This window comes from Streptomyces sp. NPDC086519 (assembly GCF_040686075.1).
GTDB classification, from domain to species: domain Bacteria; phylum Actinomycetota; class Actinomycetes; order Streptomycetales; family Streptomycetaceae; genus Streptomyces; species Streptomyces shenzhenensis.
Genome location: NZ_JBFBJL010000032.1, coordinates 66,594 through 87,249, shown reverse-complemented (window position 1 = coordinate 87,249; position 20,656 = coordinate 66,594). Strand labels below are relative to the sequence as shown.

16 protein-coding genes and 1 pseudogene are annotated in these 20,656 nt (G+C 72.2%); 5 read left to right on the top strand and 12 right to left on the bottom strand.

The window, feature by feature from the left end:
- Positions 1 to 111 precede the first annotated feature (111 nt).
- The 6 genes from AB0P24_RS28090 to rsmI all read right to left on the bottom strand — a co-directional run bounded on the left by AB0P24_RS28090 (position 112) and on the right by rsmI (position 6,180).
- On the bottom strand, positions 112 to 1,041 hold the full coding sequence (locus AB0P24_RS28090) for a 4-(cytidine 5'-diphospho)-2-C-methyl-D-erythritol kinase (RefSeq protein ID WP_365798680.1): 930 nt from the start codon (positions 1,039 to 1,041) through the stop codon (positions 112 to 114).
- A complete protein-coding gene (gene rsmA / locus AB0P24_RS28085) occupies positions 1,038 to 1,907 on the bottom strand; it encodes a 16S rRNA (adenine(1518)-N(6)/adenine(1519)-N(6))-dimethyltransferase RsmA (RefSeq protein WP_365798678.1) in 870 nt (289 codons plus the stop codon). The genes AB0P24_RS28090 and rsmA overlap by 4 nt, the downstream gene beginning before the upstream one ends.
- Before the next feature lie 39 nt (positions 1,908 to 1,946).
- Entirely contained in the window at positions 1,947 to 3,338 is a 1,392-nt protein-coding gene (locus AB0P24_RS28080; RefSeq protein WP_365798676.1) for a ubiquitin-like domain-containing protein, read from the bottom strand.
- Between the two features lie 157 nt (positions 3,339 to 3,495).
- Positions 3,496 to 4,398 (bottom strand): TatD family hydrolase, encoded by a 903-nt coding sequence (locus AB0P24_RS28075; protein ID WP_365798674.1) that lies wholly within the window; start codon positions 4,396 to 4,398, stop codon positions 3,496 to 3,498.
- 46 nt (positions 4,399 to 4,444) lie between these two features.
- On the bottom strand, positions 4,445 to 4,873 hold the full coding sequence (locus AB0P24_RS28070) for a hypothetical protein (protein ID WP_365798672.1): 429 nt from the start codon (positions 4,871 to 4,873) through the stop codon (positions 4,445 to 4,447).
- A 458-nt stretch (positions 4,874 to 5,331) separates the two neighbouring features.
- Positions 5,332 to 6,180 (bottom strand): 16S rRNA (cytidine(1402)-2'-O)-methyltransferase, encoded by an 849-nt coding sequence (gene rsmI / locus AB0P24_RS28065; RefSeq protein ID WP_365798670.1) that lies wholly within the window; start codon positions 6,178 to 6,180, stop codon positions 5,332 to 5,334.
- A gap of 120 nt (positions 6,181 to 6,300) precedes the next feature.
- On the opposite strand from rsmI, the gene AB0P24_RS28060 reads away from it, so the two are divergent.
- The 3 genes from AB0P24_RS28060 (at position 6,301) to AB0P24_RS28050 (ending at position 11,627) form a co-directional block, all read left to right on the top strand.
- Positions 6,301 to 8,091 (top strand): phospholipid carrier-dependent glycosyltransferase, encoded by a 1,791-nt coding sequence (locus tag AB0P24_RS28060; RefSeq protein WP_365798668.1) that lies wholly within the window; start codon positions 6,301 to 6,303, stop codon positions 8,089 to 8,091.
- Positions 8,092 to 8,247: 156 nt separating this feature from the next.
- Complete coding sequence (locus tag AB0P24_RS28055) at positions 8,248 to 9,858, top strand: penicillin-binding transpeptidase domain-containing protein (RefSeq protein WP_365798666.1); 1,611 nt, start codon at positions 8,248 to 8,250, stop codon at positions 9,856 to 9,858.
- Between the two features lie 104 nt (positions 9,859 to 9,962).
- Entirely contained in the window at positions 9,963 to 11,627 is a 1,665-nt protein-coding gene (locus tag AB0P24_RS28050) for a penicillin-binding transpeptidase domain-containing protein (RefSeq protein WP_365798664.1), read from the top strand.
- 28 nt (positions 11,628 to 11,655) lie between these two features.
- On the opposite strand, the gene AB0P24_RS28045 is transcribed toward AB0P24_RS28050, so the two are convergent.
- Entirely contained in the window at positions 11,656 to 12,003 is a 348-nt protein-coding gene (locus AB0P24_RS28045) for an SsgA family sporulation/cell division regulator (protein WP_365798662.1), read from the bottom strand.
- A 93-nt stretch (positions 12,004 to 12,096) separates the two neighbouring features.
- Between AB0P24_RS28045 and AB0P24_RS28040 the strand changes: the two are divergent.
- Positions 12,097 to 12,363 (top strand): annotated as a pseudogene (locus tag AB0P24_RS28040) (CbiQ family ECF transporter T component); the annotation flags it as partial.
- Positions 12,364 to 12,771: 408 nt separating this feature from the next.
- Complete coding sequence (locus AB0P24_RS28035) at positions 12,772 to 13,941, top strand: serine hydrolase domain-containing protein (RefSeq protein ID WP_365798739.1); 1,170 nt, start codon at positions 12,772 to 12,774, stop codon at positions 13,939 to 13,941.
- Positions 13,942 to 13,977: 36 nt separating this feature from the next.
- Here the strand turns inward: AB0P24_RS28035 and AB0P24_RS28030 are convergent, their stop codons facing one another.
- The 5 genes from AB0P24_RS28030 to AB0P24_RS28010 all read right to left on the bottom strand — a co-directional run bounded on the left by AB0P24_RS28030 (position 13,978) and on the right by AB0P24_RS28010 (position 20,556).
- A complete protein-coding gene (locus AB0P24_RS28030) occupies positions 13,978 to 14,253 on the bottom strand; it encodes a DUF1876 domain-containing protein (RefSeq protein ID WP_365798660.1) in 276 nt (91 codons plus the stop codon).
- A 111-nt stretch (positions 14,254 to 14,364) separates the two neighbouring features.
- Positions 14,365 to 15,246: an NAD(P)-dependent oxidoreductase gene (locus AB0P24_RS28025; protein WP_365798658.1), complete on the bottom strand. Its 882-nt coding sequence runs from the start codon at positions 15,244 to 15,246 to the stop codon at positions 14,365 to 14,367.
- A 233-nt stretch (positions 15,247 to 15,479) separates the two neighbouring features.
- Positions 15,480 to 18,233, bottom strand: a complete 2,754-nt coding sequence (locus tag AB0P24_RS28020) for an alkaline phosphatase family protein (protein ID WP_365798656.1) — start codon at positions 18,231 to 18,233, stop codon at positions 15,480 to 15,482.
- A gap of 14 nt (positions 18,234 to 18,247) precedes the next feature.
- Positions 18,248 to 19,612, bottom strand: a complete 1,365-nt coding sequence (locus AB0P24_RS28015) for an ABC transporter permease (protein ID WP_365798654.1) — start codon at positions 19,610 to 19,612, stop codon at positions 18,248 to 18,250.
- Positions 19,609 to 20,556: an ABC transporter ATP-binding protein gene (locus AB0P24_RS28010; RefSeq protein WP_365798737.1), complete on the bottom strand. Its 948-nt coding sequence runs from the start codon at positions 20,554 to 20,556 to the stop codon at positions 19,609 to 19,611. Before AB0P24_RS28010 ends, AB0P24_RS28015 begins: the two co-directional genes overlap by 4 nt.
- Between the last annotated feature and the right edge of the window lie 100 nt (positions 20,557 to 20,656).

Here is a 20,656-nt window from a genome sequence, read left to right as displayed (position 1 = left end):
GGAGGCCGTCCGGCCGGGAGCCGCTTTCCGCCTGCCCGCTTCGTGCCCGGTACGGCTTCAGGGGCCCCTCACTCCGGCGCACACCGGCGCACACCTGCGTGAGCGCCGGGGTCACGCCCCGGCGGGTGCGCCGGCTTCGTGCGCCGGGGCGATCACCCGTGCGCCCGGCGCGGGAGCCGTCGCCGTGCGGACCGTGCGGCAGGTGCCGGAGGTGAGCAGGGCCTCGGAGACCTTCTGCGCCGACGCGGTGTCGCGGACCAGGAACGCCGTGGTGGGACCCGAACCGGAGACCAGCGCGGTGAGGGCGCCGGCCGCGCGTCCCGCGTCGAGGGTGTCCGCGAGGTCCGGGAAGAGGGAGAGCGCGGCGGGCTGGAGGTCGTTGGAGACGGCGGCGGCGAGCGCGTCGGCGTCGCCCTTGGCGAGGGCGTCGAGGAGGTCGCGGGAAGCGACCGGCTCCGGGATGTCGTGCCCCTCGGCGAGCCGGTCGAACTCGCGGAAGACGGCCGGGGTGGACAGCCCGCGCCCGGCCATCGCGAACACCCAGTGGAAGGTGGAGCCGACGTCGAGGGCGGTGAGGCGCTCGCCGCGCCCGGTGCCGAGGGCGGCGCCGCCGACCAGGCTGAAGGGCACGTCGCTGCCCAGGTCGGCGCAGATGGCGAGGAGTTCGGCGCGGGAGGCGCCGGCGCGCCAGAGCTCGTTGCACGCGAGCAGCGCGCCCGCCCCGTCGGCGCTGCCCCCGGCCATGCCGCCGGCGACCGGGATGTCCTTGGCGATGTGGATGTGCACGGCCGCCTCGATGCCCCGGCGCCCGGCGAGCGCGAGCGCGGCGCGCGCCGCGAGGTTGGTGCGGTCGAGGGGGACCTGGTCGGCGTCCGGGCCCTCGCAGGTGACGGTCAGCTCGTCGGCGGGCGTGACGGTGACCTCGTCGTAGAGGCCGACGGCGAGGAAGACGTTGGCGAGGTCGTGGAAGCCGTCGGGGCGCGCGGCACCCACGGCGAGCTGGACGTTGACCTTGGCGGGGACGCGTACCGTGACGCTCACTTACCGGACTCCTTGTGTTCGGCGATCCTCGCGAACTCCTCGACCGTCAGCGCCTCGCCGCGGGCCTGCGGGGAGACCCCGGCCGCGACCAGCGCCGCCTCGGCGGCCGCCGCCGACCCGGCCCAGCCCGCGAGCGCGGCCCGCAGGGTCTTGCGGCGCTGCGCGAACGCCGCGTCGACCACCGCGAAGACCTCCCGCTTCGAGGCCGTCGTCTTCAGCGGTTCCGCGCGCCGGACGAGGGAGACGAGTCCGCTGTCGACGTTCGGGGCGGGCCAGAAGACGTTGCGCCCGATGGCGCCGGCGCGCTTCACCTCGGCGTACCAGTTGGCCTTGACGGACGGCACGCCGTACACCTTGTTGCCGGGTGCGGCGGCGAGCCGGTCGGCGACCTCGGCCTGCACCATCACCAGCGTCCGCTCGATGCTCGGGAAGGTGTCGAGCATGTGGAGGAGGACGGGGACGGCGACGTTGTAGGGCAGGTTCGCGACGAGTGCGGTCGGCGGCGGGCCGGGCAGCTCGGTGACGTGCATCGCGTCGGAGTGGACCAGCGCGAACCGGTCCGCGCGCGCCGGCATGCGCGCCGTGATCGTCGCGGGCAGGGCACCGGCCAGGACGTCGTCGATCTCGACGGCGGTGACCCGGTCGGCGACCTCCAGGAGCGCGAGCGTGAGGGACCCGAGTCCCGGGCCGACCTCCACGACGACGTCGTCCGGGCGGACCTCGGCGGTGCGGACGATACGGCGGACCGTGTTGGCGTCGATCACGAAGTTCTGGCCGCGCTGCTTGGTGGGGCGTACACCGAGCGCTGCCGCGAGTTCACGGATGTCGGCCGGGCCGAGGAGGGCGTCGGGGGTGGGGCTGCTCACGGGACAAGGGTACGGGCCGCCGGGGACGCCTCCCGCCGGTCACCCGTGCAGCCGTGCCCCGCAGTGCGGCCAGGGCGTGGAGCCGCGGCTCACGTAGAGCTTCTTCGCGCGGAACGTCTGCTCCTCGGCCGAGGCGTCCTGCGGGCGCCCGCTGCCGCCGAGGCTGTGCCAGGTGTGGCTGTCGAACTGGTACAGCCCGCCGTACGTCCCGGAGGGGTCCACCGCGTGCGGGCGGCCGCCGGACTCGCAGGCGGCGAGAGCGTGCCAGTTCAGGTCGTCGGCGCCCTGTACGGAGTCCGGGTGCGGCCTGGTCCCGACCCGGACGAGCTGGGTGCGCGGCTGCCGGACCACCTCGGAGGTCTCGCGGCGCGGCTTCTGCCGGACTCCGTTGACGGTCCGCAGGTAATACGTCGCACGGCGCAGCCCCGGCCGCCCGGCCCGCTCGATCACCTCGGTGCCCGTGAACAGCGTCGGATCCGCGGTCCGCCGCACGTCGAACGGGATGATCTCCTCACGCACCTCCCTGCTGCCCGTGACGCGCAGCACGGTCACCGTCTGCCCGTCGCGCGGGAAGGCGGGCTGCGGCACGGAGGTGGTGTCCTGGCCGTGCAGGGTGATCCCGGCCTCCTCGACGGCCTCGCGGACGGTCGCCGCGTTGGTGCGGATGGTCCGGGTCCGGCCGTCCGCCAGGATCGTGACCGTACGCTCGGTGCGCACGTCGAGCGCGACCCCGGCGCGACCGATGTTCTGGGAGCGCGAGGCCGACAGGTACGCGCCCTCGGCACGCACTCCCAGCTGCCTGAGCGCCCCGTCCACCGTGCGCGCCGTCGTCCACACCTCGCGCCGTTCGCCGTCCAGCGTGAGCCGTACCGGGCGGCCGTAGCGCACCGCGACCTCGTCGCCGCTGGCCAGTGGCGTGCCCGGGGCGGGCGCCACCACGTCGTGCGCCCCGACCGGCACGCCCTCTTCGGTCAGCAGGCCGGTCACGTCGTCCGCGAACGTGTGCAGGGTGCGCGGCCTGCCGTCCACGGTCAGCTCGATCGCCTTGTCCTTGGCGAGGAACGCGGTGGTGCCGCCCGCGAGGAACGCGACGACGAGCGCCTGCGGCAGCAGACGGCGCACCGCGGAGTCCGGGCGCCCGGAGTACCGCGCCTTCCGCCGGCGCGCGGCGCGTCGCCCCGCCATGGCGTGGGCGCCCCCCGCACGCGGCTCCTTCTCCACACCGCGCGCGTCCTGCCGCGGCAGCACCGGCTCACTCCCGTACGCCCGCGCGGCGACCTCGTACGCCGGGCGGTACGTGTCACCTCCGTACGCCGGGCCGTAGCCCGGCGTACGGGCGTCGTGCGCGCCGTACCTTCCCTGCACGCCGTGCGCTCCGGGCGCACCGTAGGGGTCGTGCGCCCCAGACGTCTCGTACTGCGATGTGCTCACGCCGACACGCTCCAGAGGGCCAGACGGGTCCGGATCGGGCCCCCAGAACCTAGCGGAGCACCCATCACTCTCCAAAGCGGCACGACTACGCACGGTCGCGTGCGGACCAGAGGTGAACCCCCGTGAACGTTATGCGTCAGTTACGATCGATACACCCTCAGTAATCGAAGGCCCGGGCCGTGTTCGCGCCCAGGGCCGTCGCCAGCGCGTCCTCGTCGATGCCGCGTACGGCGGCCATCGCACGCACCGTGACCGGAATGAGATACGGGGCGTTGGGCCGTCCGCGGTACGGCGCCGGGGTCAGGAAGGGCGCGTCGGTCTCCACCAGGAGCAGCTCGAGCGGCGCCACCGCCACGGCGTCCCGCAGGTTCTGGGCGTTCTTGAAGGTGACGTTGCCGGCGAAGGACATGAAGTAGCCCTCGCGGGCGCACTCCTCGGCCATCGCGGCGTCCCCGGAGTAGCAGTGGAAGACCGTCCGCTCGGGGGCGCCCTCCTCCTTGAGGACGCGCAGCACGTCGGCGTGGGCGTCGCGGTCGTGGATGACGAGGGCCTTGCCGTGCCGCTTGGCGATCTCGATGTGGGCGCGGAAGGAGCGCTCCTGGGCGGCCTTGCCCTCGGGCCCGGTGCGGAAGTAGTCGAGACCGGTCTCACCGACGCCCTTGACGTGGGGCAGCCCGGCCAGCCGGTCGATCTCGGCGAGCGCCTCGTCCAGCGCGGCGTCGCCGCCCGGCACCCGCGCCCCCTGCCGCGACCAACCGTCGGGGTCACCGTGCACGATGCGCGGCGCCTCGTTCGGGTGCAGGGCGACGGTCGCGTGGACGTTCCCGTGCACGGCGGCGGTGTCGGCCGCCCACCGCGAGCCCTTGATGTCGCAGCCGACCTGGACGACGGTCGTCACGCCCACCGACGCGGCCTTCGCGAGGCCCTCCTCGACCGTGCCGGACTGCATGTCGAGATGGGTGTGCGAGTCGGCGACGGGCACCCGGAGGGGTTCCGGGAGCGGCGGTGCCGTGTTCTTGCCGGCCGTACGGGAGGCCGGACCGGAGGCGTTCGAAGGCATGCCCCGATCCTACGAAAGGGGCATGCCCGCCGGATCCGGGACCGGGTCAGCTCGCCTTGCGCTGGAAGGGATGCAGGAGATCCGACAGGTGCCAGTGGTGTGGCTCCCCGACCTGTGCGGAGGCCTCCGCGGCCGTCCCGGTCCCGACACCGGCCTGCCCGGCGGAACGGTCCTGCACCGACGGCCGGTGCGACCGCCGGGCCGCGTTCCGCACCGACGAGACCTGCCCCGCGCGCATGATCCGCAGCACCTGGCCGTCGCAGTTCTGGCACGAGGGCCGGCTCAGCGGCGAGGGGACGATCCGGCCGTTCGCCACGTACCTGACGAACTCGTGGTTGTCGGCGTCGGTGTGGTGCTCTATCTCGTACGACTGCTCCCAGCCGTGCCCGCATCGCATGCAGGCGAAGGAATACGACTCGTGGACGACTGCGGAGGCCGCACCGTAAAGGCCGGTCTGCCCTGCGATCTCACTCATGCCAGCTCCTCTTGTCCGCGTGGACAAGCACGCACCCCCGGCGCGGGGATTCCCCCCGGAATCCCATGGGGGTGAGGGACGGATGGGTCCCTGCTGACCAGTGGACGCCTTCACCGACGCGAATGCGACCGGCCTGCCGAGTGTTGGAGGCGATTTGGACTTCGCTTGCCGAATCGCCCTTTCGGCAGGGGGATTGGCTTTGCCTTTCCCGCCCCCGCTTTACCGTGCCGTGGGGCGCGCGCTCAGAGGAGACGCACCCCGCTCAGAGGACACATCACTGCAGGTCAGGGGCGCGCGCTCAAGAGAGACGCGACGCGCTCAAGGATCAAGGAGCGCCCCCATGAAACGCCGGGACCTGGGCGCCCCCTTAAGGGGCGCGGGGCTGCATTCGATATGCGGCTACCGCCGCGTGGGCGCGGCCGGCCCCCACCGAACCGCGGCCCGCACACGAGCAACCGTCACCCCTCCGCCCGCTTCGAGGCCACCACGGCGTCGAACACCACCCGCTTCGGAATCCCCGCCTCCACCGCCACCGCCGCGATCGCCTCCTTGCGGCGCTCCCCGGCCTCCTCCCGCACCCGCACCCGCCGCACGAGCTCCGCCGCGTCGAGTTCCTCGGCCCCGCGCTCCGGGGCGCCCTCGACGACCACGGTGATCTCGCCGCGCACCCCGTCGGCGGCCCACGCCGCGAGCTCGGCCAGCGGACCGCGCCGTACCTCCTCGTACGTCTTGGTCAGCTCCCGGCAGACGGCGGCCCGCCGCTCGGCGCCGAAGACCTGGGCCATGGCGGCGAGGGTGTCGTCGAGGCGGTGCGGGGCCTCGAAGTAGACGAGGGTGCGGCGCTCCTCGGCCACCTCCGCCAGCCGCGAGCGGCGCTCGCCCGCCTTGCGCGGCAGGAAGCCCTCGAAGCAGAACCGGTCGACGGGCAGCCCGGACAGCGCGAGCGCGGTGAGCACGGCGGACGGCCCCGGGACGGCCGTGACCCGGATCTCCTTCGCCACGGCGGCCGCCACCAGCCGGTAGCCGGGGTCCGAGACCGACGGCATCCCGGCGTCGGTCACCAGCAGCACGCGCGCGCCGCCGACGAGTTCCTCGACCAGCTCCGGGGTGCGGGCGGCCTCGTTGCCCTCGAAGTACGACACCACGCGCCCCTTGGGGGTCACGCCCAGCGCCTGGGTGAGCCAGCGCAGCCGCCGGGTGTCCTCCGCCGCGATCACGTCGGCGCCGGTCAGCTCCGCGGCGAGCCGGGGCGGGGCGTCCGCGACGTCGCCGATGGGGGTACCTGCGAGGACAAGGGTTCCAGTCACGGTTCCATCCTCGCAGCCCCCGCTGACAGGCAAGAGGGGCATCGGCGCGGAACGCAAAGGAACCGGCTGTGAAGCCGCATTGCACGGGACTCACACAGAACGGTTCCCTACGATGGCGCGGTGACCAGTACCGCGTCCTCCACGGACACCCGGCAGGGCCAGGCGGCGCTCGACGAGCGGCCGGCGTGGCAGCAGCGGCTGCGCCGGTTCGGCTACCCGGCCAGCCCGGCGCACACGGCGCACACCCCCGGCGAAAGAGGCGCCGTGGGCTCCGGCGCGCCCGCCGATGTCGTCGGCCGTCTGGTGCCGCCGTACACCGAGCCCAGCTCCCGGCTGTGGCTCGCCCTGGGGGTGTCTCCGGGGCTCGCCGAGCGGATCACGCGCTGGTCGGGCTGGGGCGGGCCGCTGCTGGTGACGCTGGTGGCGGGCCTGCTGCGGTTCTGGAACCTGGGCAGCCCCAAGGCGGTGATATTCGACGAGACGTACTACGCGAAGGACGCGTGGGCGCTCGTCCACCGCGGTTTCGAGGTCAACTGGGACAAGAACGCCAACGACCTGATCCTTCAGAAGGCGGGCCATGTCGGCATCCCGGTGGACGCGGCGTACGTCGTGCACCCGCCGGTCGGCAAGTACGTCATCGGCCTCGGGGAACTGGTCTTCGGCTTCAACCCGTTCGGCTGGCGGTTCATGACGGCGCTGCTGGGCACGCTGAGCGTGCTGCTGCTCTGCCGGATCGGGCGCCGGATCTTCCGCTCCACCTTCCTGGGCTGCCTGGCGGGCGCCCTGATGGCCGTGGACGGTCTGCACTTCGTGATGAGCCGCACCTCGCTGCTCGACGGGGTGCTGATGTTCTTCGTGCTGGCCGCGTTCGGCTGCCTGGTCATCGACCGGGACCGAGCCCGGGAGAAGCTCGCGGCCGCGCTGCCGCCGGACGCGTCCGGGCGGATCCGCCCGGACGCGCGCGTGGCCGACGGTTTCCGCTTCGGGTGGCGTCCCTGGCGCTGGGCCGCGGGGGTGCTGCTGGGCCTCGCGATCGGCACCAAGTGGAACGGCCTGTACATCCTGGCCGCGTTCTGCCTGATGGCGGTGTTGTGGGACGTCGGCGCCCGCAAGGTGGCCGGTGCCCGGCATCCGTACCAGGCGGTCCTGAAGTACGACACGGGGATCACGTTCCTGGCGACGGTCCCGGTGGCGATCGCCGTCTACCTGACCTCCTGGATCGGCTGGATCCTGTCCCCCACCGACGGCACCGGCGGCTACTTCCGCAACTGGGCGGCCACCGACGGCAAGGGCGGCCACTGGACGTTCCTGCCGGACTGGCTGCGCAGCCTGTGGCACTACGAGCACGAGGTGTACCTGTTCCACGTCGGCCTGTCGACGCCGCACACGTACATGTCGAACCCGTGGTCCTGGCTGGTGCTGGGCCGCCCGGTGTCGTACTACTACGAGTCGCCGTCCCCGGGTGTGGACGGCTGCCCGTCCGACGCCGGCGAGAAGTGCGCCCGTGAGGTGCTCGCCATCGGCACCCCGCTGCTGTGGTGGGCGGCCTGCTTCGCGGTCGTCTACGTCCTGTGGCGGTGGGCGTTCCGCCGCGACTGGCGGGCCGGCGCCATCGCCTGCGGCATCGCGGCCGGCTATCTGCCCTGGTTCATGTACCAGGAGCGCACGATCTTCCTCTTCTACGCCGTCGTCTTCGTGCCGTTCCTGTGTCTCGCGGTGGCGATGATGATCGGCGCGATCATCGGCCCGCCGGGCTCCAGCGACACCCGCCGGCTGGTCGGCGCGTCGAGCGCGGGGGTCCTGGTGCTGCTGATCGTCTGGAACTTCATCTACTTCTGGCCGCTGTACACGGGCACGGCGATTCCGATCGATTCCTGGCGTTCACGTATGTGGCTCGACACCTGGGTCTGAGTCACATCACTGATCTCCGTTCGGCCAACAGTTCGGCCAACAATGGGTCAACACCTGTCACAGGGGCCCCACAACGACCTACAGTGCGACTCACGACCAGCTTTTGAACGCGTTCACAAAATGCGGCAAAAGCTCACGGGGAGGGATTTTCGCACTATGCGCAAGGGGGTCAAGGGTGCCCTGATCGGCGGCGTCTGCGCGGCCGTGCTGGGCGGGGGCGGATACGGCGCCTACAACGTCCTGTCGGCGCTGCACGGCGACGGCACGCCGACCGTGCGGACCGGTCCGCCGACGAAGGACGAGATCAAGGACACCACGCAGAAGTTCTTCGCGGCCTGGGAGAAGGGCCAGTCGGTGACCGCGGCGTCGTACACGAACGACTCCGCCGACGCCGAACCGGTGCTGACGTCCTTCAGCGCCGTGGCGCACATCAAGGACGTGCGCATCACGCCCGGAAAGGCGACCGGCGCCACCGTGCCGTACAGCGTGAAGGCGACCGTGTCCTACGGCGGGAAGTCGAAACCGCTCGCCTACCGGAGCCGGCTCAGGATCGTGCGCGGCGAGACCACGCACCGCGCGCTCGTCGACTGGGATCCGTCCGTGGTCCACCCGGAGCTCCGGCGCGGCGACACCCTGTCCACCGGCGAGGCGGCGAGCCCGCCGATCGATGCCGTGGACCGCAACGGCAAGGTGCTCACGAAGGGCGAGTACCCGTCCCTGGGCCCGATCCTGGACGAGCTGCGCAGCCGGTACGGCGACAAGGCGGGCGGCACCCCCGGTGTGGAGCTGGTCATCCGGCACGCGTCCGCGGAGTCCGCCGACACCACGCTGCTGACCCTCGCCGAGGGCAGGGCGGGCAAGCTGCGCACGACGCTGGACGCGCGCGTGCAGGCCGCCGCCGAGACCGCGGTGACGAAGTACGCCGAGTCGTCGGTGGTGGCCGTCAAGCCCAGCACCGGCGAGGTGCTGGCGGTCGCCAACCACCGCGAGGACGGCTTCAACGCGGCCTTCCTGGGCGAGCTGGCGCCCGGCTCCACCATGAAGATCATCAGTGCGGCCACTCTCATCGACACCGGCCTGACGACGGCGAACGGCCCGGCGCCCTGCCCGCCGACCGCGACCTGGCAGAGCCAGACCTTCAGCAACCTCAAGGGGCTTCAGCCCGACGAGAAGGCCACTCTCTCGGACAGCTTCGCGCGCTCCTGCAACACGGCGTTCGTGAAGTACGCGGACTCGGTCCAGGTCGACTCGCTCACCAAGGAGGCCGAGGACGGCTTCGGGCTCGGGCGCAACGACTGGAAGGTGGGCGTCCCGAGTTTCGACGGGCGGGTCCCCGCCTCCGGTGGCCCGGACACCGCGGCCAACCTGATCGGCCAGGGCCAGGTGCAGATGTCCCCGCTGAACATGGCCTCCGTGGCGGCGACCGCGATGACCGGAACCTTCCGGCAGCCGGTGCTCGTCTCGCCGAAGCTGGACGGCCGGAAACTGGCCACCGCCAAGGGCCTGTCGGCCACCACGGTCGCCCAGCTGCGCGCCATGATGAACCGCACCGCCACCAGCGGCACCGCGGCCGGTGTGATGCGCGGGCTGAGCGGCAGCATCGGCGCCAAGACGGGTTCGGCGGAGGTCGACGGCCAGTCCAAGTCGAACAGCTGGTTCGCCGGCTACCGCAACGACGTCGCGGCCGCGGCCATGACCCAGGACGGCGGCCACGGCATCGACGCGGCCGGTCCGATTGTCGCGAGTGTGCTACGGATCGGTGGCTGACGTCACTCTCACAGACCGGGACTCTAGGCTGGTGCCGTCGTTGGGGAGCGTGAGGGCTGCGGGGCGACGGGGACCCCGGGGGAAGTGCGCGGAGGAAGTGAGCTGTGGGCAAGAGAAGGCGCGTCGCCGAGCGACGGAAGAACAGACCCGCCGTCATCGGCGGGATGATCGCCGTCGTCGTCGGGGGCGCGGGCTTCGGCCTCTACGCCCTCTACGGCGGCGGGGCGGCCGACGCGGCGTCGACGGCCGACCACAAGCCCGTCAAGACCGGCCCGCTCTCCGCCACCGAGGTGCAGACGACGGCGCGCACCTTCCTGTCGTCCTGGCAGCAGGGCGAGGTCACCCGGGCCGCCTCCGTCACCGACGACAGCAAGGCCTGCGTCAGACTCCTCACCGGCTATGCCAAGGACGCCCACGTCAAGGACGTCACCCTCACCGAAGGCACCCGCAGCGGTGACAAGGTCCCGTTCTCCGTGAAGGCGACGGTGTCGTACAAGGGCGTCAGCAAGCCGCTGTCGTACGACTCCGCGTTCACCGTGATCCGGCGGACCAGCGACGGCAGGCCGGTGGTCAACTGGCACGCCGCGGTCGTCCACCCGGACCTCTCGGACGGCGACACCCTGGTCACCGGCGAGTCCGGCACCCCGCCGATCAAGGCCCTGGACCGCGACGGCGGGGAGATCACCACCGCCAGGTACCCGTCGCTGGGCACGGTCCTGGACGGACTGCGGGAGAAGTTCGGCAAGAAGGCCGGCGGCAAGGCGGGCGTCGAACTGCGCGTGGTGCGCGGCACCGCGTCCGAGAAGGCGAAGCTGTCCGACAAGACGCTCCTGGAGCTCAGCAAGGGCACGCCGGGCACCGTGAAGACCACGCTCAGCCCGACCCTGCAGGCGGCCGCCGAGAAGCAGGTCACCACGCAGAAGAACGCCTCGGTCGTGGTGGTGCGCCCCTCGACCGGTGAGGTCCTCGCCGTCGCCAACTCCAGCCACGGCTTCAACGTGGCCTTCCAGGGCTCTCTCGCACCCGGCTCCACGATGAAGATCATCACGTCGACGATGCTGTTCGAGAAGAGGCTCATCACCCCGGACGCGTCGCACCCCTGCCCGAAGACGTACAAGCTCGCCGGGTGGACGTTCCACAACGACGACGACTCCGAGATCAAGCGGGGCTCGTTCAAGCTCAGCTTCGGCGCCTCCTGCAACAACGCCTTCATCGACTTCGCGCCGAAGCTGTCCGACAGCGACCTGACCACCGAGGCCCAGCAGGTCTACGGCCTCGGCATGAACAACTGGGCCATCGGCGTCCCGACCTTCGACGGCTCCGTCCCGGTGCAGAGCGGCGCGCAGATGGGCGCCTCGCTGATCGGGCAGGGCGGGGTGCGCATGAACCCGCTGAACATGGCGTCGGTGTCGGCCACCGTGGACACCGGCTCCTTCCACCAGCCGTACCTGGTCGCCCCGAGCGTCGACAACCGGACGATCGCGAAGGCCTCGCGCACGATGTCGTCGAAGACGCAGTCGCAGCTCAAGGAGGTCATGCAGTACACGGCGGCGTACGGCACGGCGGCCAAGGCGATGTCGGGCCTGAGTTCGAGCTGCGGCGCCAAGACGGGGTCGGCCGAGGTCGACGGCCAGAAGAAGCCCAACGGCTGGTTCACCGCGTACTGCGGCGACTTCGCGGCCGCGGGCGTGGTCCAGGCGGGCGGCCACGGCGGCGACACGGCCGGGCCGATCGTGGCGGCACTGCTGAAGCTCGGGTCGTCCCTCTAGAAGCCCCTGGGGCCGAAGGGCCGGCCGCTCAGCCGGCCACGGGGGTGGCCATGTAGGTGCGCCGGAGGAAGCGCAGCAGCGCCTTCGACTCGAACTGCACCACCGATGTGCCGTGGTCGGAGTGGAACTCCACCACGGCCTGGACCCGGCCCAGCGGCCACACCCGTACGTCACCGCTCTCCGCGGGCGCTCTGAGGCCCTGCTCCAGCAGTGAGCGCGAGAACGTCCACTTGTCCGTGCCGGGCAGACCGACCTGTACGGACCGCGGATCGGCGTCGGGGTCGTAACGCAGGACGACGGGCACCGCGGGCGGCTCGTCCCGTGCGTCCCCGTCCGTGAGGATGTGGGCTCGCGCATACTGCTCGACTACAGGCATCGGACTGCACCTTTACGCTCCGTGATCCGCGCGAAAGCTACGCATCCGCTTTATCTCCAATGTCGCACATTTTCCGGAATGCGCTTGCGGCCGGCCGAGGGGACGCCGGGCGTCGCCGCCTCGGTCCTCCTGGCGGCCACCACGGAGCTGCGCGGGCCGCTCCTCGGGCTGGAGCGGCTGAAGCTGCCGCCCCGGCTCGTCCAGATCGCCTCCTTCATGATCCGCTACGGCGACGTCATCGCCGACGAGATGCGCCGGATGCGGATCGCCCGTCAGTCGCGCGGCGTCGAGGCGCGGGGCGTGCGCCACCGGGGTGTGCTCGCGAGGTCCGCGGGCGCGCTGTTCATCCGCTCCCACGACCACCCTCGTACCGCACCTCAACGGCATCCTGGACGGCGGCGCGGGCACCGTGACGGTGACCGCGGCGGGCGCGGCGGAGGCGGCGGGCGACGCGGCGGCGGGCGACGCGGCGGCGGAGGACGGACTGCCCGTCGGCAAGCGGCACATGACGGAGATCCGGCACCGGGCCGGCATCCTCGCCCCGGCCTCCCGGCGCGAACTCGCCGGCATTCTGCGCTCCCTGGACGTGAACGGGCCCACCACCGAACTCCTCGCCGACGACGCCCTGATGCGCGCGAGCCCGGCCCAAGAGCGTGTGACGCGTTCGTGTGACGGCCGTCCCGGCGGCGTACCGAGGAATCCAAGGCCTCGCGGCCATGTTTCACTCACTGTCGCCAGGCGAGTGGGTGGAGGGATCAGGACGTGGACGTGGACGTGCACGGCACTGTGGCCGAGGGCTTCGAGCCGGTCAGGGACGCGTTCGCGAGCAACTTCGAGTTGCTCGGGGACCGGGGCGCGGCGGTGGCCGTGTACCGGGACGGGCACCGGGTCGTCGACCTGTGGGGCGGCGCCCGGGACTTCGACGGTGCCGTCGGCGACGCGCCGTGGGAGCACGGCACCGCCCAGATCGTGCGCTCGGCCACCAAGGGCGTCGCCGCCGCCGTACTGCTGCTCCTGCACCAGCGCGGGGAGCTGGACCTGGACGCGCCGGTGGGTGACCACTGGCCGGAGTACAAGGCAGCCGGCAAGGAGCGGACGCTGGTGCGGCAGCTGCTCGCGCACCGCGCGGGCGTGCCGGTACTGGACCGGCCGCTCACGCCCGCGGAGGCCGCCGACCCCGACCTCGGCGCGGCCGCCGTGGCGGCCCAGGCGCCGGTGTGGGAGCCGGGCACCGACCACGGCTACCACGCGCAGACCTACAGCTGGCTGACCGGTGAGCTGGTGCGGCAGGTGACCGGGCGGACCGTCGGCGAGTGGATCGCGGACGAGATCGCCGGGCCGGCCGGCGCCGAGCTGTGGCTCGGGCTGCCGGCGGCGGAGCAGGCGCGGGTGGGGCGGGTGGGGCCGGTCGAGACGCCCGCGACCGCGGGCGCGCTGCGCACCCGGCCCAAGCGCGCCGTCTCCGAGGCGTACGCCGACCCGGGGTCGCTGACCCGCCGGGCGTTCGGCGCGATCAGCCCGCTCCCGGACGAGAACGACCCCGCCTACCGCGCGGCAGCCCTCCCCGCCTCGAACGGCATCGCCACCGCCGACGGCCTGGCGCGCTTCTACGCCTCGCTGATCGGCGAGGTCGACGGCGGCAGGCGGCTGTTCACGCCGGAGACCGTGGAGCTGGCCCGCGCCGAGCAGTCGGCCGGTGCGGACCGGGTGCTGGTCGTCGCCACCCGCTTCGGGCTCGGCTACATGCTGCACGGCAGCGCGTCCCCGCTGCTCTCCCCCGGCTCCTTCGGCCACCCGGGCCGCGGCGGCTCGCTCGCCTTCGCGGACCCCGGGTCGGGCATCGCCTTCGGCTATGTCACCAACGGCTTCCGCAAGAGCGTGACGGCGGACCCGCGGGCGCAGGCGCTGGTGCGCGCGGTGCGCACGGCGCTGTCGTGACCGCCGTCCACGCCCCGCGCCACCACGCGCGCACCCTCAGATATTGATCGGGTGGGAGTGCCGGCCGGAATCGGTGTCGATCTCCTCGTGCGCCTTGGTCAGCAACTGCATGGCCAGTTCGTTCAGAGCGCGGGCGCCGGCGATCTCCTCGCCGACCCTGGGCTGGTTGTTGTCGGACACGTGACGGCTCGCGTGGCCGTGTGCCCGTACCTCGGTGCCGTCGCGCAGCCGGACCAGGGCCACCGCCCGCGTATGCGTCGCGTCCTCCTGGAACTCCAGCTCCACATGCCAGCCCACAACGGTCTGCATCATGGGGACCACCTCCAAAATCGCTGCTTCCAGGGTGCTCCTCGGGGCCCGGACCGTCACGTCGGCGCGGGCCGCCGCCCGCCGTCCGTCCGCCGCCTGTCCGCTACCTGTCCGCTACCTGTCCTCGAAGCTGGCGAAGTACGCGGCGGCCATGTCCTCGTCGGCGTGCCCCTGGGCGGCGGCGCGGGCGAAGCGTTCGGCGGCCGCCTCGGCGACGTCCAGGCGCACGCCGTGGCTCGCGCCGGCGGCGACGATCAGCCGGGCGTCCTTCCCGGCGGTGTCCACCGCGAACGAGGGCGGCGTCAGCCCGCCGTCGAGGATCAGGCCGGCCTTGGCCCGCAGGTAGCCCATGTCGAGGGGGCCGCCCGCGATCAGGTCGAAGAAGTGCTGCGGGTCCACCCCGAGGCCGTGCGCCAGCGCGACCACCTCGCCGGTCGCCGCGGTGGCCGCGAGGACCCAGCTGTTGGCGACCAGCTTGAGCCGGGTCGCTGCGGCCGAGGCCCCGTCGTCGCCGGTCCACACGGTGCGGGCGCCGACGGCGTCGAAGACCGGCGTGACCTTCTCCCGGTACTGCTCGGGCCCCGCGGCCAGGACGGTGAGCTGTCCGGCCTCGGCGGGCTGACGGGTGCCGAGGACCGGGGCGTCGTAGAAGACCAGGCCGTGCTCGCGGGCGAACGCGGCCAGTTCGGGGACCTGGTCGAGGCCCGCGGTGGTCGACTGGACCCAGACGGCCCCGGGACGCAGCGACCCGGCCGCCTCGCGCAGGGTCTCCAGGGCGGTGGCACCGTCGTACAGCATGGTCAGGACGACGTCGGCGCCCTCGACGGCCTCGGCCGGGCTGCCGGTGACCTGGGCGCCGTCGGCCGCGAGGGGTTCGGCCTTGGCGCGGGTGCGGTTCCAGGCGCGGACGGTGTGCCCGGCCTTCAGGAGGTTGCGGGCCATCGCGGCGCCCATGATGCCGGTGCCCAGCACGGCCACGGTCGGCTTGTCGGTCATGACGTCTCCCTGTCCTCGTCTGTCCTCAGTACTGTCCTCAGTACTGTCATCAGTACTGTCATCAGTACTGTCATCAGTACTGTCATCAGTACTGTCCTCGTACGTTCCGCAGCCAGCTTGGCGCACCGCGGGCCACCACCCGGCGCGCGGCGTCCAGGTATCCCGGCGGCGCGCCGGAAAACGCGGGGGACCCCGGTCCGCCGACCGGGGTCCCCTGGCGTGGGCGGGCCGGGTCAGCCGTCGTTCTCCGCGGACGGGAGGTAGGCGCCCGGCACGTCGTTCGGCGAGTAGATCTTCTTGTCGCCGGGGTAGGGCTTGGTCCAGTTGTGGGTCTGGTACCAGGTGTAGCGGTTCATCTGGGCGGGGTTCGCGTAGTCCGGCACCGCGTTCTTGCCGGTCAGCCGCTGGTGCGAGACCCAGCTCTGCCACCGCGCCGCGACCGCCCTCTCGGCCGCCGGCACGGAAACCGACGTCGGCGCGGCCGCCGCCCGGGCGTCCTGGGCCGCCGGGGTGTCCGAGCCGCAGGCCGGCTGCGGGTTCACCCCGAGGGTCAGCGAAGTCCGGTTGGGGACCGCCGTGAACGGCGTGTCGTCCGCCTTGCGCGTGAACGCCTTGTACATCGGGGTGGCCGCGCTGTCGAGCTGGTTCATCGGGTGGATCCCGAGGATCTGCTCGATGGTGCGGACCATGGTGATCTGCGAGTAGTAGTGGTCGTCGACCGTGCCGTGCTGCGCGTACGGGCTGATGACCTGGACCGGGGCGCGGTGGCCGTCGACGTGGTCGAGGCCGGCCTGCGAGTCGTCCTCGACGACGAAGATCGCCGAGTCCTTCCAGTACTTGCTGTGGGTGATCTCGTCGACCATCCGGCCGACCGCGAGGTCGTTGTCGGCGACCTCGGCGGCCGCGTTCGCGGGACCGCCGGTGTGGTCGTTGGAGAACCAGAACATGTTCAGGTTCGCCGGGCCGTTCTTCTCGAAGTCCTGCTTCCAGATCTGCTCTTTGTAGATGTCGGGAACACTCAGGTCGAACAGCGGGAAGCCCTGCACCGACACGTCGTTGAGGGAGGGGATCGCCGAGCCCGTCTTGATGGGGTAGGCGGTCTGCGCGCCGGTCGCGGCCATGTTCTTGCTGTCGCAGTACAGGTTCTGCCAGGTCGCGCCGGCCGGCTTGCTCTCGTACGACTGGAACTCGCCGAAGTCCTTGACGGTCTGGCCGGCCGCCTGCGCGCCGGTCCACAGGAACCCGGACTTCTGGTGGCCGAGGGCGTCGTCCTCGGTGTCGTAGCTGCGGGTGTACTCGCCGGCCGACGACTCGGTGTACTCCGGGTTGTCGGACTGCATCAGCCAGTTGTGGCCCTCGGCGGAGTTGGTGCCGATGTCGTAGAAGTTGTCGTACAGGCCGAACTGCTGGGCCAGCGCGTGCTGGTTGGGCGTGACGTTCTCGCCGAACTGGGTGAGCGCCGGGTCGCCGTTGCCCTGCGGCAGGTCGCCGAGGACCTGGTCGTAGGTGCGGTTCTCCTTGACGAGCAGGAAGACGTGCTTGATCGTCGACGGGTCGCCGATGCGCTTCGGGACCGGCACGGCCTTCGCGCGGCTCTTGCTGTCGGCCGTCGTGACCGAGCCGCCGGTCCAGCCGTTCTGCCGGAACACCTTGGCGGTCTGTTCCTTGACGACGAGGTCGCTCGGCAGCGTGAACTGGGTGAGGCTCGACGTGGTGTCGTGCGTGTTGTGGCCGGCGGCGTCGGGGCGCAGGGCGTCGATGCCACGGGTGTTGGCGACGACGATCTTCTTGCCGAGTGCGGTGATCCCCGACGGGAAGTAGTCGGTGGGGAGCAGGCCGACGTAGCGGGCGGGCTGCTGCGGGGAGCTGTAGCGGTAGACGGCGACCGCGTTGGCGCGGCCGAGGGTCACCAGGAGCCGGCCGTCGTCGGTGAGGGTGACCGCGTTGGGCTCGTAGCCGACGGACGCCTCGGGCCACGGCTGGGTGGCGATGGTCTGGACGACCTTGTCCTTGCGGCTGTCGATGACCGACACGCTGTTGTCGGCGGTGTTGGTGACGAACACCGCGCCCTTGCTCTCGTACACGGCGGTCGGGTGCAGGCCGACGTCGATGGTGCCGACGGCGGCGGACGGGTCCGCGGTGTCGATGACGCTGACCGTGCCGGTGGTGCTGGCGCCGGTCTTCGGGTCGGCGACCACGCCGGTGCCGTAGGAGTTGATGGTGGTGTCGCCGGCCTCGGCCGGGCGCCCGCCCTCGTTGCTGACGTAGAGCTTGCCGCCGGCCAGGGCGAGACCGCGCGGGGCGTTGCCGACCGCCCAGGTCTGCTTGACCGTTCCGGTCGCCGCGTCTATGGCGACCACCTTGTTCTGACCGTTGACCGCGGAGTACACGGTGGAACCGTCGGCGGCGAACACGGCCGCGCCCACCAGCGCCTTCTTGGAGCCGTCGGCCGCGATCGGTACGGCCGTGGGGTTCGCCAGGGTGCCGTCGGCGTTGACGGTGAACCTGGTGTAGCCGCCCGCCTGGCCCAGCCACAGCTGCGTGCCGTCGGGCGAGTAGGTCGGGCCTTCCTGGCCGACCGCGCCGCTGCTGATGCGCAGGTCGTCCGCGGTGCTGGTGCCGATCTTCTGCTTGACCTGCCCGGTCGCCAGGTCGACGACGACCAGGGAGGCGTCACCGTCGGCGATCGAGGCGGCGAGGTGGGTGCCGTCCGGGCTGACGGTCGACGACATGATCTTGCCGTCGTTGATGACGCTGCGGGTGCCGTAGGGGTTGATGTACTGGTCGGCGGCGACGACCTGGCCGTTGGCGGTGGTCTGGCCGACCTGCTGGGTGCCGAACTGGTAGGTCGAGGCGACCGCGGTGCCCGTGACCCCGAGGGCGACGGCGATACCCGACGTCACCAGCAGGGTGTGGCGGCCGACGTGTCTGCCGAAGAGGTGGAACTGCTTCTTCTCGTTGATCCGGCGCTGGCGTGTTACCTGCACGGAACTTTTTCCCTTCAGTGGTGATCGAGCAGGTCGACGTTGCCGTCGAACTGCCACAGCGGATTCGGGGCGTCGCCGGTCGACGTCCGTACGAGGAAGTAGCCGTTGACTTCCTTGGGACCGTCGCCGTCGGCCACGAACCGCCCGTCCGAGGTGATGTCGAGCTGGTAGATCGCCGTCCCCGTGACCGCCGTGACGCCGGGGAGGTGCCAGCTGACGACGCAGCGCCAGTCGTTGCCCGCGCCCTCCTGGGCGGCCTGGCCGTCGCTCTTGGTGCAGGCGGCCGTGGTCTTCAACTGCGCCTCGGTGACGGCGGGCCGGTGCAGCTGCTCGGTCTGTAGCCGGTAGAGGTGGGCGAACACGGTGGCGAGGGACTTCTGGACCTTGGCCTGCTCGATCCCGGAACCCGTCGACGGGGTGGCCGCGGCGACCGCCCCGACGGTGACGGCGGTCAGCGCGGCCAGCGGCAGCACGCCGAGGGTGAGCGCGCGGCGCCCGGAGCCGTCGTCGGCCGGGTTGGTGAAGTCCCGCCGCACGAACAGCACATACGCCGAGACGGTGGCGAGCACCGCCCACGCCAGACTCACCGCGACGCCGATCAGGAGCGGGGTGAGCTGCGCGGGGCTGGTGAACAGCCCGTTCCAGGAGAGGAAGGCGTAGCCGGGCAGGGCGAGGCGCACGGCGACGGGCAGCGGCAGCATCTGGGCGACCGACATCGCGAGCGCGACGACCGGGGGCAGCAGCAGGCCCATCGGGGAGCGGCCGAGGGCGACCGAGCCGAGCAGCCCGATCGCGGCGAGGGAGAGGGCCGGGGCGAGGGCCGCGAGCCAGGCGAGCAGCACCCGGCCGGCCGCGTCGCCGGACGGCAGCAGGTGGCCGTCGAGGCCGACCAGCGGCTGATCGCCGACCGACGCCAGGCCGCCGAGCGTGCTGGAGACGGCCAGTCCGGCCACCAGCAGCAGGATGACGGTGAGGCTGGCCAGTGACTTCGCCACGAAGATCCGCGCCGGCGAGCGGACCGCCACCAGCAGGTGGCGCCAGGTGCCGAGCCGGTCCTCGGCGGCGAACACGTCACCGGCGACCACCGACGTGAGCAGCGGCAGCGCCCAGGTGCCCGCGAAACCGAGCATCACCAGCGGCCCGGCCCAGCCGGTGGCGTGCATCCAGCGCCCGAAGAGCGTGTCGGAGGGAAGCGTGCTCTGCTGGCCGACCCCGGCGACGAAGAGGCCCGGCGCGATCCAGCAGGCGAGCACCAGCAGCCGGATCCGCCACTGCGAGACCAGCTTCACCAGCTCGAAGCGGTAGGCGCGCGAGACCGGGACACGGGGGACGACGGGCGTCGGCAGGGTAGGGGGCGTGGCGGCGGTGGTCGCGGTCATCGGCCGGCCTCCTGGTGCTCGGTAAGGGCGAGGAACGCGGCCTCCAGCGGGGACACGACGGGGGCGAGTTCGCGTACCGCGACGCCCGACCGCACGACCTGGGCGACGAGTTCGTCGAGGGCGGGCACCAGGGCGCGTACGACGAGCACGTCGGGGTCCTGCCGCAGGCCGAGGCCGGTGTCGTCGACGATCCGGACGCCCGACGTGGCGGCGACGAGCCGGCGCGCGGTCTCGGGGTCGGAGGTGCGCAGCCGGTAGTCGAGTTCGCGGTTCTCGGCGGCCAGCTTGCTCAGCGGGCCGGAGAACACCACGCGCCCGGTGGCGAGGATGGTGGCCTCGGAGCACAGCGCCTCCAGGTCGTCCATCCGGTGGCTGGAGAGCACCACGGCGGTGCCGCCGTCGGCGAGCCGGGTGAGGACGCGGTGCACATGTCTCTTGCCGGCCGGGTCGAGGCCGTTGGCGGGCTCGTCGAGCACGAGCAGCCGGGGCCGGGTGAGCAGGGCGGCGGCGAGGCCGAGCCGCTGGCGCATGCCGAGGGAGAAGCCGCGGGCCTTGTCGTCGGCGACGTCGGTGAGTCCGACCTCGGCGAGCGTCTCGTCGATCGCGGCGGTCCCGGTGCCGAGACCGCGCAGCGCGGCCAGCGCGGCGAGGTTCTGCCGCGCGGTGAGCGAGGGGTAGAGACCGGGCGCGTCCACGAAACCGGCGACACCGCCGGGCACGGCGAGGGCCCGCTCGACCGGCGTGCCCAGGATCTCCAGCCGGCCGCCGTCGGCGACGGCCAGCCCCAGCAGCAGGCCGAGCAGCGTCGTCTTGCCGGCGCCGTTCGGCCCGACCAGGCCGTGGATCTGACCTTGCGTCACATCCAGGTCCACGGCGTCCAACGCGACGACGTCGCCGAAGCACTTGGTGATCCCGTGGGCCCGGACTGCGTGGAGTGTGTCCATGAGTCCCATGCGTCCCTTCTTCCGCAATCCGCAGGGACTTTAGGGAGAACACACAACCCAGGCACAGCCTGTCGGCTGAACGTTCGAGGAACGGTTCGTC